The organism is Baaleninema sp. (assembly GCF_049974805.1).
Taxonomy (GTDB): domain Bacteria; phylum Cyanobacteriota; class Cyanobacteriia; order Cyanobacteriales; family Geitlerinemataceae; genus Baaleninema.
The window spans coordinates 1-15954 of the sequence record NZ_JBNGCO010000053.1 but is presented as its reverse complement, the minus strand read 5'-3'; the positions used below and the strand labels follow the sequence as shown (position 1 = coordinate 15954).

The window sequence follows — 15954 nt, the reverse complement described above, 5'->3', positions numbered from 1 at the left end:
GGGAAGTGGGGGAAAATTGAGCAGGTTTGCGGTCGATCGCATCCCAGTCTCGGACGCGATCGCACAGCGATAGGAGACGATCGCGCCTGAGTCGAGGTCGCAAACCGCCTATGTTAAGTACTTTAACGCAAGTTGACCGGCCCTCTGAAGCCGCGACTTTCCCTTAACTGACTTCCGAGAGATCGACGGCTTGGGGTAAGGCTACCGTGACACAGGTGAGGTTTCCATCGAGATCGTCGAGGGGGGTACTGGTAATGTCGATGGTTCCCTGCAACAGTTTCACGAGGTTTTGTACTAACGCCAGTCCCAACCCCGTCCCGGCGATAGCCTGTTGCGTCACGCCCCGTCCGCGACGGAACTTCTCGAAAATGTGGGGTAAATCTTCGGGGTGAATGGCTAACCCCACGTTGGAGAGGGAAAACAGAATTTGTTCCCCTTCTCGTCCGCTTCCGGTCTGGCTGAGGCGACATTGGACTTCGGTATTGGGAAAGGCATACTTTCCGGCGTTGGCGAGTAATTCCTCTAAAATTCGCCGCAGGCTGTCCATTTCGCTTTGAAGGTACAAGCCCCCGGACGGTAATTCTAAATTCAAGGTGATGTTTTTAGACTGCCACCGACTCTCGAAATCCGATACCACGTCCTGCAACAGCGGTTGCAAGTAAATATGTTGCAGGGTCGGGGTCGAGGTTTGGGTTTCCAGTTCTTGCAGCTTCAGCAAGTCCTGCACGAGTTTCGTTTCCTGCTGACACTGCTGTTCGAGTAACTCTAAACAGCGTTCCTGTTTTTCGGGAGGCAGTTGCTCTTGGCGCAACATCCGAACCGCCAGAATCATTTTCGTCAGGGGCGTCCGCAGTTCGTGATTGACGGTACTGAGGAATTCGTCTTTTTGACGGTTGAGGCGACGCAGTTGTTCGATTTGACGGCGGGTTTGTTCGTACAACTTGGCTTGCACGTCGAGGCTTCGTTGTAGTTGCGCCGTGCGATCGCTCACCAGGTTCCGCACCTGTTGTAAAGTTTGACTGTTGAGAATGGCGTTACTCAGTTGGGTTCCCACGAACTGCGCCAGTTCGAGATCTTCGTCGTTCCAAGTGCGGGGGCGATCGTGTTGCAGGACGAGAAATCCCAACACCGTACCCCCTTGGCCTTTCGAGGATTGGGGACTGACTAAGGGAACTAGGGCGATGGCGGGAAAGCGTTTGACGTCGAAGGCGACGGTTTGCTTGTCTGTCTCCACTCGACCGTCCGCCAAGGCGAAGGGTTGGGGGGCTTGGTGAAAGGCTTCCCGACACCAGGCGCAGTCGGCCAGCCAAAAGGATTGAGGCGGACTCGAAAGTTTCGGCGTTCCGCCTCCGTTCCACTCGCCCCAATCGGCTAACCAGTGACTGGCGACGCTGGCTTTGGCTTGCGGTACGGCTGAGGAAGATTTCGTCAAAACGCGATGTTTTTTGAGACCCTGCAGTTGCGGTTCGGTGTAGGTCAGCAATACGGCCATGGCTTGACGCACTTCTAGGGTGTGAGTCAGCGTCGAGATGGCCGCTTCCAGGAGTGGTGGCAAGTCCGTAGAAATACGGATGGCCTGATTGAGTCGATCGACCAATCGGGTTTTTTGACGGGCGATGCGGTTTTCTTCTTGGAGTCGATCGAGCTTTTGCGACTGTACCAGTCGATCGATCGCCAGAGAAACGAACTCCGACACCTCCATCAAGGCCGTTTTCGCCGCTTCCGTCCAGGGCTGGGAACTGCTACGCCACAGGGCGATCGCGCCGTTGAGATCCCCCTGACAGCTCGTCGCCACGCTCAAGAGCGATGTTACCCCGAGTCGTTGCCAAATCTCCCGATCCCGTTCCTCGAGTTCCTGCAAGTTCTCCACCACTAACGGCGGCGCGTCCGCCGTCAGTCGATCGAGGGGCGAACTCGCCCACAACCGCAGTTGTTGCGAGGGATTCAGGGCGTTGCCCAACCCTTCGGGGAACCAGTAGCTTTCTCCCGTCGGGACGTGGGTTTGAGGTGGGAGAACCACCACGCATCCCTCGGCTTCAAAGGTGGAGGCGATCGCCGCTGCCACTTGGTTTAACATCCCTTCACCGTCCGAAGCCCGACGCACCCAACGCGCCACCTCCAGACCCAAACGGGCAACGCGGTTTTCTAGAGATACAGAAGGATCTAAAGACATCGTGGCAGTCGGCAACGATTCGGAGCGAAGCGGCTGCCACGAAAGGGACGGTCGTTTGGGTAGTCGGGCCATAATCATATCGGGGGTGAGAAACCGCGCGGCGAGGATGGATGCTGGGAGCGCCCGAGCAGAAGTGGCAAATCTCGACAAGGCCGCTTCTAGCTGTTTATAGCCTAGCTCGATCGCCCTGCTAAGCGATTCCGTAATTCTTTGGAAAATTTAAAATTTTAATATTTTCTTTACCTTAGCATTGCTTTTTCTCAATTTGATAGGTTTTCGGGGTCTCGATATCCCGAAAACTTCCACCGCAAAAACGATCGCGCTGACGGTGAGGCTCTTCTCTCGATCGACTCTTTTGAAAGAGTACGGTGTTGAAATCTCCCGATATCGACCAATAATTGACATTTTTTTATCTTTTGAAGTGGTTTTTCCTGACAACCGTCAACGGTATTCCCTCACGACTTTGGGGGGTTTAGCGGAGAGTTAGCGCAATTTTTTTTGTTGACAAAAAAATTGTTTTATGGTAATTAAAAACAAAAAAGCGAAACACCGCAGTTGCTCTTAACGAGTATGTCTCAAACTCTCTCCGATGGCATCTCCAAGCAAGCGCGAAGGGAACGGATGCTGTTACCATCGAGTTTGTTCAGCTAAGCGATCGAGCCGCTCGTGAAAGTTTTTTGCTACCACACTCCCGAACTGACCCCGACCGATCCGATTCCCGCCTGTGCGGTGGTTATCGACGTATTGCGGGCAACCACGACCATCGCCACAGTTTTAGCGTCCGGCGCCGAAGCCGTCCAAGCCTTTAGCGATATCGATAAGCTCATGGCGGTCAGCGAAGGCTGGCCGGAAGCCAAACGCCTGCGGGCCGGAGAACGGGGCGGCGCCAAGGTCGAGGGTTGCGACTTCGGGAACTCTCCCTTGGAATACAACGCCGATCGCGTGCGAGAGGCTCGCCTGTTCCTGAGTACCACCAACGGCACCCGCGCCCTGCAACGGGTCGAAAACGCGCCGCTGGTGGTGACGGCGGCCTTGGTCAACCGTCAAGCGGTGGTGGATTTTCTGGTCGATCGAACCCCGGAAACCCTGTATTTAGTCGGTTCCGGCTGGCAAGGTAGCTTTTCCTTAGAAGATACCGTCTGCGCCGGGGCGATCGTGGCCAGTTTGCTCGATCGAACCGACCTCCGCCTCGAAGACCTGGCCGGAAACGACGAAACCGTTGCCGCCTTAGCCCTCTATCACCAGTGGCGCGATCGCCTCCTGTCGCTGATGGAAATCGCCAGTCACGGCCAGCGGCTGCTGCGACTCGGAAACCACGCCGATCTCGAATACTGCGCCAAAGAAGACATCCTCGACGTTTTACCGATTCAGAAAGACAAAGGCGTTCTCGTCCAAGCTTAACCATCTAGAATTTACACAAAAGATCTGACGCAAAAAGATCCCCGGCATCTGCAAGATGCCGGGGATCTAGCGATCGAACGAGGAGACGAGGGATGTTTCGATGGGTGGGTTCGATTATCTCCTTATCTCCTCATCCGGTTATCGCCTCCCAAGCCAGTTACGCGGCTTTCGTCTGGGTTTCCTGTTGCTGAAGCAGGCGAATAATCGAGCTTTTCTCCAACAGACCTAAAACCGTTCCGTTTTGACCGACCACCGGAAGTTCGGTAATCTTCTGGCTTTCGAGGAGCGTCACCACCTCTAACAAGGGTCGATCGCTCTCAATAATGTTTTGGGAAATCGGTTGCGTCAGTTCCGCAACGCTAACCTTCGGCCAATCCGAAGTTGGAACTTGTCGCAAATCGCCGACGGCGATCGAACCCACCAGTTGACCCGCTTCGTCCGTCACCAAATACTTACGCCAGTTGCGACGACCGATAACGTACTCGTTGGCGAACTCCCGCAGCGACAGCGTATCGGGAACCACAGGACTGTCTTCCGTCACCGCATCAGCCGCCGTCAAATTCGAGAGTTTTTGTTGAATCTGCGCCGACTGTGCCGAACTTCCGGCGTTTTGCAGCAGGAACCATCCAATTAAGACGTTCCAGAATCCCAACCCGCCGTTGAAGAACAGAGGAAGGAGACCCGAAGCAATAGCCAACCAACCGATGGCTTGTCCGACGCGACTGGCGAAAACCACCCCTTTATAAGGGTTTCCCGTCACTTTCCACACGGCGGCTTTGAGGATGTTTCCGCCATCGAGGGGCAAACCGGGAATCAAGTTGAACAACGCCAGAATCAAGTTAATCGATGCCAGCAAGGTCAAGATGGCAGCCAGGGGTCCCGACAGCGACGTAGTGGCGACGATGCCGCTAAACAACCCGAACAGCATCAAACTCACCAGCGGACCCGCAATGGCGACCCAAAAGGACTCAGCCGGGGTTTCCGATTCCCGTCCCAAGCTGGCCAGTCCGCCGAAGAGGAACAGGGTAATGGATTTGACATCGATGCCTTGGCTTTTCGCCACGAAACTATGTCCGAGTTCGTGCGCCAGAACCGACGCGAACAGCAGCAGTGCCGAAACCAATCCTAAAATCCACGGAAGAAATGTTCCGAGTTCGGGAAACTGTGCCGAGAGTCCGCCGCCGTAGCTAAGGGTCACGAGTCCCAACACCAGAAACCACGAGACGTTGATGTAAAAGGGAATCCCAAATAGGGTTCCGACGCGAAACGAGCCATTCATAGAATTAGCGCCTCCATTGAGTGCTGTGCGAGAGCGGCTCGAACCGTCCAACTCAAACCCTGGAAAACATCGGGACTGACGAACCGAGTCGCTCGAACTATTAAAATTGTAACGTTTTGTTAAACAAGCATCGACCCTGTGGTGAGGGGGTTTGCCGTCGATGAGGGTTCGGGTTCTCCCACTGTCGGCACAAAAAATCCCTAAAAAATGAGAGAAGCCACACAAACCGTTACAACTGTTTATCTTAGCTTCCAGTATGGCGCGATCGACCGCCGGCCGCATCGTCCGGGGGACGGATTTGAAAAAAAACTGCTCGATCGACGGCCACGGGTTTAAACCGCGTGTCGCAGCGCAGGGGGGTTTCCGTGGCACCGAGGAGAAGGTAGCCGTCAGGGGCGAGAACCTGCCGCATTTTATTGAGAATCTCGGCTTGAGTGGGTCGATCGAAATAAATCAACAGATTTCGCAGAAAAATCACGTCCATTGTCGGCAGAGGCGGCAGCGGTTGCAGGAGGTCGATTTGCTGAAACTGCACCATCAAGCGAATCTCGTCGGAGACCACCCACTGAGATCCCTCTTGATGAAAGTAACGGCGCAAGAACTTCGGCGGAAGGCGGCGATGGACTTCTAAATCGTCGTAAATCCCCGATCTCGCTTTCGCCAGCATGGTTTCAGAAACGTCGCTGGCCAGGAAGTTAAGAGTCCAATTCTGGGCGAGTAGGGGAAAGTAATCGCGCAGTAAAATCGCCAAACTGTAGGCTTCCTGACCGCTCGAACAAGCCGCAGACCATAAATTAAGCTGACGATCGAGCCGATGTCGTCGCAGCAGTTCGGGAAAAATTGATTGTCGTAGGGCTTCAAAAACCTGGAGATCTCTAAAAAAAGAGGTTTCGGTGGGGATGTTATCCATAAAAAGCGCGATCGAACAGTCCGACGGCGAGAAACCACGCCAGAACCGAGTCACGGACGACCGACGACCACATCCCACAAATGTTTTTTCAGCGAAGCCAACTCGCAAGTCACCGACTGTTTGCGGGCCCAAGAATACACATCGAAGCGGAATCGATCGCCGTCCCGTTTGAGGTTCCCTAAAAACACAATCCAATGACTCGGATAGGACATCGGGGGACTTTTCTCAAGAAGCAAACCGTCCGCGTTGACCAACGCAAACGCCACCCCACCAGAGGCCACCGCACTCTCGGCCGCTTCCAACGCTTCCACATCTCCCCCCAAATACGCCGGATAAGACGTAACGTTGGCGTATTGCAGCACTTGCTGCGTCCATCCCGCTATTTCCCAGGGTTTCGTCATCCCGCTGAGGTTTCGCAGCAGTTCCGGAGCATCAGCCCACACCGGAAAAATTTGGTTTTCCGCCTCCCGCAGCGTCGCCTGAAACATCCAATCCAGTTGAGGCATATTCAGTTTTCCGCCCTGATGTTGCAAGGCGTCGGAGGCGGTAATCCATTTCGTAGTGCCGTAAAAGCCCCCGAGTTGGTAGATGTTGCGGCAAATCTGCACGTAGCGCACGGGGTCTTTCTGAGCCAGAGCGAAGGCGATCGACGCCGGCCCGCACAAAGGCTGTTTTCCCTGGTCGATGCAAAGGGGATTGCGAACGCGCGATCGCAATTGTTCGATTAACGTGGCTTTATCGAGTTTCGGCCACATCCCCGACATTTTCGATCGCGCGAACTGATCGATCTTGCGTTCGGCAAACTGTCGGCGATCGCGATCGGTCGTTGCTGTCACGTCACATCTCCCCGAAACCGTCTCGATCGATTGTGGCACATTATTTCAGTTTGGGAGATGAGGAGAGGGGGAGCCGGGGAAGAATTCCCCCTCATTCCCTCATCCCCTCATCCCATCACCTCATTACCCGCGTACCGAACCGTCTGGCATCGTGGCGCCGTCGAGAATCGCATCTTGTAAATCTGCGCCGATAACCGCCGCACCGCGCAAACTAGCACCGCGCAAATCCGCACCCCGCAGACAAGCGCCGTCTAAATCCGCACCCCAGAGGTACGCGCCGCGCAAGTCCGCCCCCGTCAAATCCGCTCCCGCCAACACAGCCAGGTTGAGATTCGTATGGCTGAGATCGGCGTTCCGCAAATCCGCTTCCCGCAAGTCAGTTTTCATCAAATTGGCGTGAATCAGTTGTCCGCCGCGCAAATTGCTCTGTTGCAAGTTGGCTTTTTGGAAATTGGCGTCGCCGAGATCGCTAAACCGCAGCTGCGATCGCGTCAAATTACTGCCCGTAAAATCCGCGCCGTGGAGTTTCGCACCGCTGAGTTTCACCTCGTCCAACTCCATACCGCTCAAGTCGATTTCGCCGAGTTTCAACCCGTTCATCCAAGCCCCTTGAAGCTTGACGCCGTTGAGTTGAGCGCCCTTGAGGTTCGCCCCGCTCAACCGCGCTCCGTTGAGGTTCGTCCAGTTGAGATTTGCTCCTTCCAAGTTGGCAGAGCGCAAGTTAATCCCGTTGAGGTTCGCCCCGCACAGGTTCACGCCGGGAAGGTTGGCGCGAAACAGACTCACCCATTTGAGAATTGCACCGCTGAGTTTCGCCCGTCGCAAATCCACTTTCGCCAGTTGAGCGCCTTGTAAGTTGGCTTTCGTTAAATCGGCTTCCATCAAAGACGCACCCAGGAGTTTGACGAAACTCAAATTCGTGCCGTACAAGAACGCCCCGTTGAGGTTGGCTTCTAGGAGAAAACACCGTTCTAAGTGGGCGCGGGCGATCGAAGCGTCGCTGAGGTTGGAGCCGGAAAAGTTCGATCGCACCAACTTCGCGCCGATGAGGTTCGCCGCTCTGAGGTTCGCTCCGCGAAAGTCCCGTTCGCCGGATAAATACCGCCGTAAAATTTCACTGCTGTCCATTGAGGAATCCTCCAATTTTTGGAGAAGTCATTGAATTATCCGTTTGGCGATCGTTGTCGTTTTTGACTCCGCACTTTTACGGATCGATCTCCGAGTTTTCTGTCTTACTTTCTCGGTTGTTTCTGCTTCGACGAGGGCGGATCGATCGCGATTCTACGGATTAGTATTTCACTTCCCCTTTTTATTATTGTAAAAGACTTCAATACCCTTCGATAAAGGATTAAAAAAATGTGATAAATCTTTAAATTTATCGAGATCGATCGTACTGGTGATGTGAAAGCATTTCTGAGGCGTTCAACACCGATCGAGCCACCCCTCCCCACTGCCCACCCCCGGAATTTCGCTATCTCCGAGCCTTCCCCGGTCTTCGATCGCTCTCGAGAACCCGCTCGATCGTTTCCTGCATATTGTTTTTTTAATCAATAGTAAATATTGTTTTTTTAATCAACAAAACCCTTAAAAGAAGACAAAAATAAGAATAACATCTCGTCAAGATTCTTGCCAAATCTTAGCACTACATCTAGTCGTTTCTATGCTTTTATTTCAAACCCCACACTACCGATAGCGCCAGCCAAAAAATTGTCGTACACTGTTTCTCAGTCCGAGAATAGCTGCACCTCTATGCACTCAACCCTAGAACTCAACACCATCGTTCCCGCAGACGCGGCGAAAATAACAGTCGTGCGCCGCGACGGTTCCCCTGCGCCGTTAGACGTCACGAAAATTCGTAAGGTGGTCAGTTGGGCCTGTCAGGGGTTAGACGCGAACCCCATCACTCTCGAAGCAGGATTGACCACGCGGCTGAGAACCGGAGTCACCACGCGGGAGATTCAAGACAACCTGATCGACTGCGCCCTAGGGATGTGTTCCCCAGCCGAACCCGATTGGCGTTACGTCGCCGGACGACTCCACATCTGGAGTCTGTGGAAAAACGCCCTCGTCAGTCGCGGCTATCAATACGGAGATTACGCCCAAACCGTCTTCACCAAAGTCCAAGCCGGCGAATACGACTCTCGTATTCTGACCTATACCCTCGACGAGCTGCAAGAAGCCGGATCTTGGATAAACTCCGACTGGGACATGGATTACGACTACGCTGGGGCTGTTCTTCTCACCAAGCGTTACCTACTTCCCAACGAACTCCCCCAAGAGGCGCTCCTCACCTGCGCCCTACTTCTAGCGTCTCCCGAAGCCCCCGAAAAACGTCTCAAATGGGCTAAGCGGTTTTACGAAGCGATCGCCTCCCGTAAAATTTCCCTCGCCACCCCTATCCTCGCCAACCTGCGAGTCCCTCAAGGCTCCCTGTCGTCCTGCTTCATCGCCGCCATGGACGACAACCTCGAAAGCATTTTCGAGACCATTACCGACACCGCCAGAATCTCCAAAAACGGCGGAGGCGTCGGCGTCAACGTCAGCCGCATCCGCGCCACAGGAAGCTGGGTGATGAACAAACCCAACGCCTCCGGCGGCGTCATTCCTTGGATTAAACTGCTCAACGATACCGCGATCGCCGTTAATCAAGGAGGTCGCCGGGCTGGGGCTGTCACCGTCAGCTTAGACGTTTGGCATCTCGACATTCCCGAATTCCTCGAATGTCAAACCGAAAATGGCGACCAACGGCGTAAAGCCTACGACATCTTTCCCCAATTCGTCATCAGCGACGAATTCATGCGGCGGGTGGAGAAAGCCGAAACCTGGACTCTCGTAGACCCCTACGAAGTCCGTAAAAAACTAGGAATCGAACTGGCCGAATTATGGGGTGAAGCATTCGAGGACGCCTACCGTAAAATCGAAGCCAGCCTCGATAAAGAGCTAACCCTGTACAAACAACTCAACGCGCGGGAGTTGTTCAAGCACGTCATGCGCACCCAGGTCGAAACCGGGATGCCCTACCTGTGGTTTAAAGACACCGCTAACCGCGCCAACCCCAACCAACACGAAGGTTACATTCCCGGCGGAAACCTCTGTCAAGAATCCTGGTCGAACGTGAAACCGGGACAAGAGGCCCATACGTGCAATCTGGATTCGCTGAATTTGGCCAACATCGAAGACGGCGAACTTCCCGAAATTTGCGAAGTGGCCGTCCGCATCCTCGACAACACCATCGAGTTAACTCATACTCCCTTCGAGGCTAGTGAAACCCACAACGCTAAGTATCGAACCATCGGCGTCGGCGCTATGGGACTAGCGGATTGGCTGGCTAAACGCCGTCTGTCTTACAACGAGTTAGAGAAAATCAGCAACCTTTTCGAGGATATTGGCTATTACTGTACCCGTGCCTCGGCGGACTTGGCTAAAGAACGGGGGGCTTACGCCGCTTTTAAAGGAAGTGAGTGGAGTAAAGGACACCTCGTCGGCGCCAAACCCCTGCCTTGGTTTGAAGAGAACGCCCAAGACCCCCAACGCTGGGCGGAATTGTCTCGGGACATCCAACAGCACGGGATTCGTAACTCTCACATTACGGCGATCGCACCGAACACATCTTCTTCCTTAGTCCAAGGCTGCACCGCCAGCGTGCTTCCGGCCTATAGTCGCTTCTTTTACGACAAATGGGCTAAAGGAACCGTCCCCATCGCGCCACCTTATATTAAGGACTATTTCTGGTACTACCCAGAAAACAAGTCGATCGACCAAAAACAGATCGTCCGCGCGGTGGCTGCCATGCAGCAGTGGATCGATACCGGGATTTCCATGGAGTTGATTTTTAACCTCAACGCCGGAATCTACTTCCCCGACGAACCCGATCGATCTATTAAAGCCAAGGACATTTACGAAACCTTGGTTTTAGCGTGGGAACTTGGATGTAAAGCCATCTACTACATCCGCACCGTCCAAAAAGACAACTTCAAAGAATCCGGCGACGCTTGCGTGGCTTGTGCGAATTAAAAGCACGTGACACAAAGCGGGAAAACGGGAGAAAACTAACTAGGAAGACAGGGATATTTCTCTTATCTTCCTAGTTGTTCTTGTCAATATCCTTGTTAATTTTGGACTCGCTGATTTCTTTGTTGTCTCAACACTAAAAAATCAAAATGACTCATCCCCGAGATCGAAACCATACCGGGCAAATGCCCGTCAATCCCATTTTCAACCCCGAAGGAAACGACGATCCCAACCACCGCACCATCTGGTTGGGCGACACCACCAACCTGATGCAGTTAAATGACGTGCGTTATGACTGGGCGGTGGGGTTGTATCGTCAAATGCGCGAAAACTTCTGGATTAGTGAACGGCTCGATATTACGCCGGACGTGACGGATTACGTCAATCTGACGCCAGACGAACGGCGAGCGTTTGACGGGGTATTGAGTTATCTAACGTTTCTCGATTCTGTGCAAACGGTGAATTTGCCTCAATTGAAAGTGAGCATCACCGCCCCGGAAGTGTCCATGTGCATGGCGGAACAAATTAGCCAAGAGGCGTTGCACAATCAGGCATATCAATACATGATCGAGACGATTATTCCGTCCGATCGACGGACTGCGGTGTACGATTTTTGGCGTACCGACAAAGTCCTTCACGATCGCTGTGAGTTCATTGCCAAACAGTACCAGAATTATGTGGACGATCCCACGTTTGAGAACTATTTCGGTTCGCTGATGGCGGACTATCTCCTCGAAGGACTGTATTTTTACAACGGGTTCATTTTCTTCTACAACCTGGCTTCTCGGATGTTAATGCCCGGAAGTGCCGACATTTTCAAAATGATTAACCGCGACGAACTCTCTCACGTGCGCTTGTTCCAGAAAATGCTGCCCGAGGCGATGGAAGTGTTCCCGCACTCGAAGGACATGATTTATGAGATGTTCGATACGGCGGTGAAACACGAGTGCAAGTGGACAAACCACATTGTCGGCGACAACATTTTGGGGATTACGGAAACCAGCACGGAACAGTACACGAAATATTTGGCAAACATTCGCCTCCGTGCCATCGGTTTGGAACCGCTTTATCCGGAACCCCGCTATCAGAAGAGTCCTTATACCCATTTGGAACGGTTTTCGGACACGAAAGCCGAAGGACACACCAAGGCGAACTTCTTTGAAGCACAAGTCACCAGTTATGTGATGTCTTCTGGCGTCAGCGGTTGGGACGAAATTTAAATTTGAGGGTTTTAGGGTTTAAGAGTTGGGAACTTTGTTTTCAACTCTTTTTTTTGTCGAGAGAGGGTCTAACCGATTAACGGATACTTTTTTGTTAACACTTTTGAGTAGTTTTAGCTAGGTTATGCGGAACAAAGTTTTGAGTAGGTTGAGTGGAACGGAGTGGAACCCAACAGCCGCTCGCTCGACTTCCGAAGCTTGTATCCGATGAATTTATATTTTTGAGATGGACTCTATCCCTCTGTTCTTTTTTTGCTAATATCTTCTAAGTCACGCGAAACTCGATCGCACACACTCTTCCAATCCCCCAGTTGAGACTGACGAAACAAACGCATCGTCGGATACCAGGGGGTATCGTCATGATCGCACATCCAACGCCAATCGGAACGAGCGCAGAGTAACGTCCACACGGGTTTTCCCATGGCTCCGGCGAGATGCGCGACTGAGGTATCGACGGAAATCACTAAATCTAATTGTGCGATCGCCGCTGCTGTATCGCTGAAATCCTGCAATTGAGAACTCAAGTCTTCGATGGAAATTGATTTGGGAAGTTCGGATAATTCGGTGGTTCGATCGCCTTTTTGTAAGCTATAAAACTCAAATTCAGGCTGTTCTAAAATGGGAATGAAGTATTTTAAGGGACAAGAACGGTTGCGATCGTTTTTCTGCGTTGGACTTCCTCCCCATACAATGCCAATTTTAGGAAGATCGGAGGTATTATTTAACAATAAAAACTGCGATGACTTTGAATTAAGATAGGGAATTTGAGATGGAATAGTCTCAATTGTCGTTTTGAGAAGGTAGGGCAAGCTCATTAAAGCAGCATAAGTATCAAAAGCTGATAGCGGAATGGTTCCAGGTAATAAAATTTCATCGATTTCTGGAATTTGCGAAAACAGCTTTTCTAAATGTTGCGGACAACAGAGAATTAATCGCTGACATTTCTGTTTAACTTGGGGAATAAAGCGAATCAATTGAATCGCATCTCCTGCACCTTGTTCGGTGTGGACGAGTAAAGTTTTGTCGGTAATTTCTTCGCCGTTCCATTGGGGATGCGGACAGTTAAACGGTGTAAACTCTCCTGTTTTCCAACGCCACTCGCATTCGGCGAAACCTCGTTGAAAATCCCCAACTTGTAACAGTGTCATGCCTAAGTTAAAATGAGCTTGTGCGAAATTGGGGTCGAGAGAAACGGCTCGATCGTAACAGTCGATCGCCTTTTGCCAAGATGCAATTCGGCTGTAACTCAATCCGAGTTGGTTGTAAGCTTGTGCGGATTTCGGATCGCGATCGACCACCTGTTTGAGTTGTTCGATCGCTTCCTGCCAGCGATCGCATTCTCCCAAAACAACCGCCAAATTATAACGAGCGAGAATAAAGTTCGGTTCCCGTTGCAAACAACTTTGATATTGCTCGATCGCTTGAGTCAGATTTCCTTGATGGTAAGATTGATTCCCTAATTCAAATTGAGACAGAACTTCTGGATTTTCGCTTTCCTTAGACTTCTCTTGAAGTGGCGTTTTATCGCGCTCCCCTTCACTCGTTTCGCCGTCAACCGAAACAACCAAAGCTAACGCATCATCCGGTAAAACATAAGAACTCGCCATCAAAGTCCGATCCCAATCGATGACTTCAGGAAAGCGAACTCCCGGTAAAATCTGTACCGAAAAAATCTCCTGAACCGCATCTTCAAACCGTAAAAACGCGAGAATTTGTCCAGTTTCGATATTCACCACCCAAACCCCGCAAATGCGTTCCGTCAACCGTTCCGTGATGGGAATCCCGCTAAATACCGCCGTTTCGCGGACTTGCGACAATCCGATAAATGCGAGATTTCCATAAAAATCAATCCCCCGAGTAAACCCCGGAAGTTCAACAACCGTTGTAAGCTTCCCGGTGTTTAAATCGACAGTTGCTAAACTCCCGTTTCCCGATTCAAGAACCCATAGCTTCTCTCGATACCAACGGGGAGAATGAGGCATTGACAACTGGCGAGCGATGAATTCATTGTTTTCAATATCCATCAAAATACCGCCGTCGGCTTTGCGTTCTCGCCAACCGTTCGGCGTATCGGTTTCACCTAACGCGGTGATGTACTTCGGACGATTTTCGCGAATACCTAAACCGTTGAGATGACAGCGATCGCGCAAATCGTAAGCAGTGATAAACGCCGGTTTCCAACGAGGAACGAAACTATGAGATCGATCGAGCGTACACAAACAAGAAAATCGCGTATTGACAAACCAAAGTTCCTCATCGATATACGCCATTTCGTGAATATCGATATCCCCAGTGACACGAATATTTCGCGGCAAATAACAAGCGTCGTGTTTGTCGGGAGGATCGAGTTTTTTCCTAACAGCGGGAACGTTCCGCAACTCCCGAATTTGAAAAGCAGTTCCGACCGCCATTTTCTCGCGATCTGCAACCAATCCCATCGGCTTTTCAAAAATCTTAAAATGAGTGTTAATCGAGTTGTTCTCTGCTCGCAGAACGATGAGTTTTCCCGCTTGATACGTCGAAACCACCACCGAAATTCCCAACTGTTTTAAAATATCGGGAAAGTTCGAGGTGTGAACGCTTCGCATCGGTTCAGTTTCCGGTGATTTAGAAGAAGGATTCGCGACCATCTTTGTTTCTCTATTTATTAAACTGGGTAAATCTCACTTGTGCAATTTACAATTCCTCATACCCTCATCCCCCAACCCCTTCTCCCAATTGTGTGAGAAGGGGAGCGTTGAGGGCTGCATAATTGAAATGCACCCTGCCGAATATCTGATAATTCCAAAGTCAAACCTTCGGTTTAACAACCTTCAAAACCATTTCAATCTCTTCAATTAAATTATTATAAAGAGCGCTTTCCTGCAAAAGTAGCTGTAAATCCGCAGAACGGTTTTGATATCGATCGAACCACAATTGACTGGGGACAAAATTCGTTTTCACTAACTCAAAATCCACATTGAGATAAAGTGCCAGCGGCGTGTTCGATCGACCCTGTTCTTGCCACACTTGACTAGCACGGCGCGAGAACATTGTCAACCCCATCGGTGTAATCGCTCTCACGTGAGTGGGATCGTGAAGGAAGTTATCGTGACGGGGATGGGGAACCACAATTCGCACCGTTGCACCATCAGAACAGATGCGATACATCTCCTGAATAATTTTGAGATAAACGTCAGTTTGTTGACCCAAATGTTCCAGAACGTGAACCAATTGAATCTCGATTACACTGTCATTTTTTCACGGCCAGGGAAACGTTTCGAGGTCAAATTGTAAATCGGGATTTCCAAACTTATCGACGTTGAGATATCCCGGTAAAAACCTTGAGCCACAGCCGAGATTTAAGCGGAGTTTGTCCATAGTTTTTATGGGGTGCAAACGATAAACTTTCGCCCAACTTTACCGAAAAATCACAAAAAATTTAAACAACGCTGAATTTTTGTAGGTTATTATCGTATCAAGTCATCATCGCTTTATCGTTAAGCTTCGCTTTGGCGAATCTCACTTCGTAGGAAACCGAACTATTCCATCAAGCTCAGTTGATATATGGCGACTCCATTTCAAGAGTGAAACCTGGACGGCTTCTCCCCCCGTTCGAGGCTGAGAAGAACCTCAATCCCGACTCGCTGCAATGGACTGGCTATAGAGAGCGACGCTTATCCAATTCATTCTCAAGGAGACAGGGTATGGCTACCATCACCGTTACCTCACTGGACGACAACACTACATCTGGAGATGGCTTCATTACGCTACGGGAGGCGATTCAAGCCGCCAACACCAATTCCCCAGTCGATGGCTCGGTAGCCGGTGACTCAGGAGCCGACATCATTGAGTTTGATTCGGGATTAACGGGAATCCTTACCCTGAACGGGACTGAACTCTCAATTTCCGAAGAGCTAACCCTAAGCGGACCGGGAGCGACAAACCTCACCATTAATGCAGATGGGAAGTCTCGCGTGATTAACGTGACGGCGGACGTTCTCCTGACGGTGGAAGGTCTGAAGTTAACTGGGGGAAAGACCACGGGGACAGATGATGGGGCGGGAATTTACAGCAAGGGAGACGTCACCCTCACCGACTCCACCGTCTCCGGCAATTCCAGCAAAACCCACGGCGGCGGCATT

The 15954-nt window shown here is 51.4% G+C and carries 10 protein-coding genes and 1 pseudogene; 4 read left to right on the top strand and 7 right to left on the bottom strand.

Translation table 11 applies throughout. From position 1 onward, the window contains the following. Window positions 1-163: 163 nt before the first annotated feature. A complete protein-coding gene (locus tag ACP5D4_RS11820; protein WP_428011830.1) occupies window positions 164-2173 on the bottom strand; it encodes an ATP-binding protein in 2010 nt (669 codons plus the stop codon). Between the two features lie 666 nt (window positions 2174-2839). Here ACP5D4_RS11820 and ACP5D4_RS11815 point away from each other — a divergent pair. Continuing rightward, window positions 2840-3574 carry a 2-phosphosulfolactate phosphatase family protein gene (locus ACP5D4_RS11815; RefSeq protein ID WP_428011829.1) on the top strand — a complete coding sequence of 245 codons (735 nt, stop codon included), beginning with the start codon at window positions 2840-2842 and terminating at the stop codon, window positions 3572-3574. 157 nt (window positions 3575-3731) lie between these two features. Here the strand turns inward: ACP5D4_RS11815 and ACP5D4_RS11810 are convergent, their stop codons facing one another. The 4 genes from ACP5D4_RS11810 to ACP5D4_RS11795 form a co-directional block, all read right to left on the bottom strand. Further along, window positions 3732-4853 (bottom strand): site-2 protease family protein, encoded by a 1122-nt coding sequence (locus tag ACP5D4_RS11810; protein WP_428011828.1) that lies wholly within the window; start codon window positions 4851-4853, stop codon window positions 3732-3734. A 244-nt stretch (window positions 4854-5097) separates the two neighbouring features. Continuing rightward, a complete protein-coding gene (locus tag ACP5D4_RS11805; RefSeq protein ID WP_428011827.1) occupies window positions 5098-5763 on the bottom strand; it encodes a CheR family methyltransferase in 666 nt (221 codons plus the stop codon). 50 nt (window positions 5764-5813) lie between these two features. Next, window positions 5814-6599: a hypothetical protein gene (locus tag ACP5D4_RS11800; RefSeq protein ID WP_428011826.1), complete on the bottom strand. Its 786-nt coding sequence runs from the start codon at window positions 6597-6599 to the stop codon at window positions 5814-5816. A gap of 123 nt (window positions 6600-6722) precedes the next feature. Next, a complete protein-coding gene (locus ACP5D4_RS11795) occupies window positions 6723-7727 on the bottom strand; it encodes a pentapeptide repeat-containing protein (protein WP_428011825.1) in 1005 nt (334 codons plus the stop codon). 621 nt (window positions 7728-8348) lie between these two features. Between ACP5D4_RS11795 and ACP5D4_RS11790 the strand changes: the two genes are divergently transcribed. Continuing rightward, on the top strand, window positions 8349-10613 hold the full coding sequence (locus tag ACP5D4_RS11790; protein WP_428011824.1) for a ribonucleoside-diphosphate reductase subunit alpha: 2265 nt from the start codon (window positions 8349-8351) through the stop codon (window positions 10611-10613). Window positions 10614-10759: 146 nt separating this feature from the next. Beyond that, window positions 10760-11830, top strand: a complete 1071-nt coding sequence (locus ACP5D4_RS11785; protein ID WP_428011823.1) for a ribonucleotide-diphosphate reductase subunit beta — start codon at window positions 10760-10762, stop codon at window positions 11828-11830. A gap of 233 nt (window positions 11831-12063) precedes the next feature. Here ACP5D4_RS11785 and ACP5D4_RS11780 read toward each other — a convergent pair whose 3' ends face one another. Beyond that, complete coding sequence (locus ACP5D4_RS11780; RefSeq protein ID WP_428011822.1) at window positions 12064-14418, bottom strand: TIGR03032 family protein; 2355 nt, start codon at window positions 14416-14418, stop codon at window positions 12064-12066. 202 nt (window positions 14419-14620) lie between these two features. Continuing rightward, the gene (locus ACP5D4_RS11775; protein ID WP_428011821.1) at window positions 14621-15043 is read right to left on the bottom strand and encodes a hypothetical protein; all 423 of its coding nucleotides are present in this window, start codon (window positions 15041-15043) and stop codon (window positions 14621-14623) included. Between the two features lie 473 nt (window positions 15044-15516). On the opposite strand from ACP5D4_RS11775, the pseudogene ACP5D4_RS11770 reads away from it, so the two are divergent. After that, window positions 15517-15954, top strand: a pseudogene (locus ACP5D4_RS11770) (hypothetical protein); the annotation flags it as partial.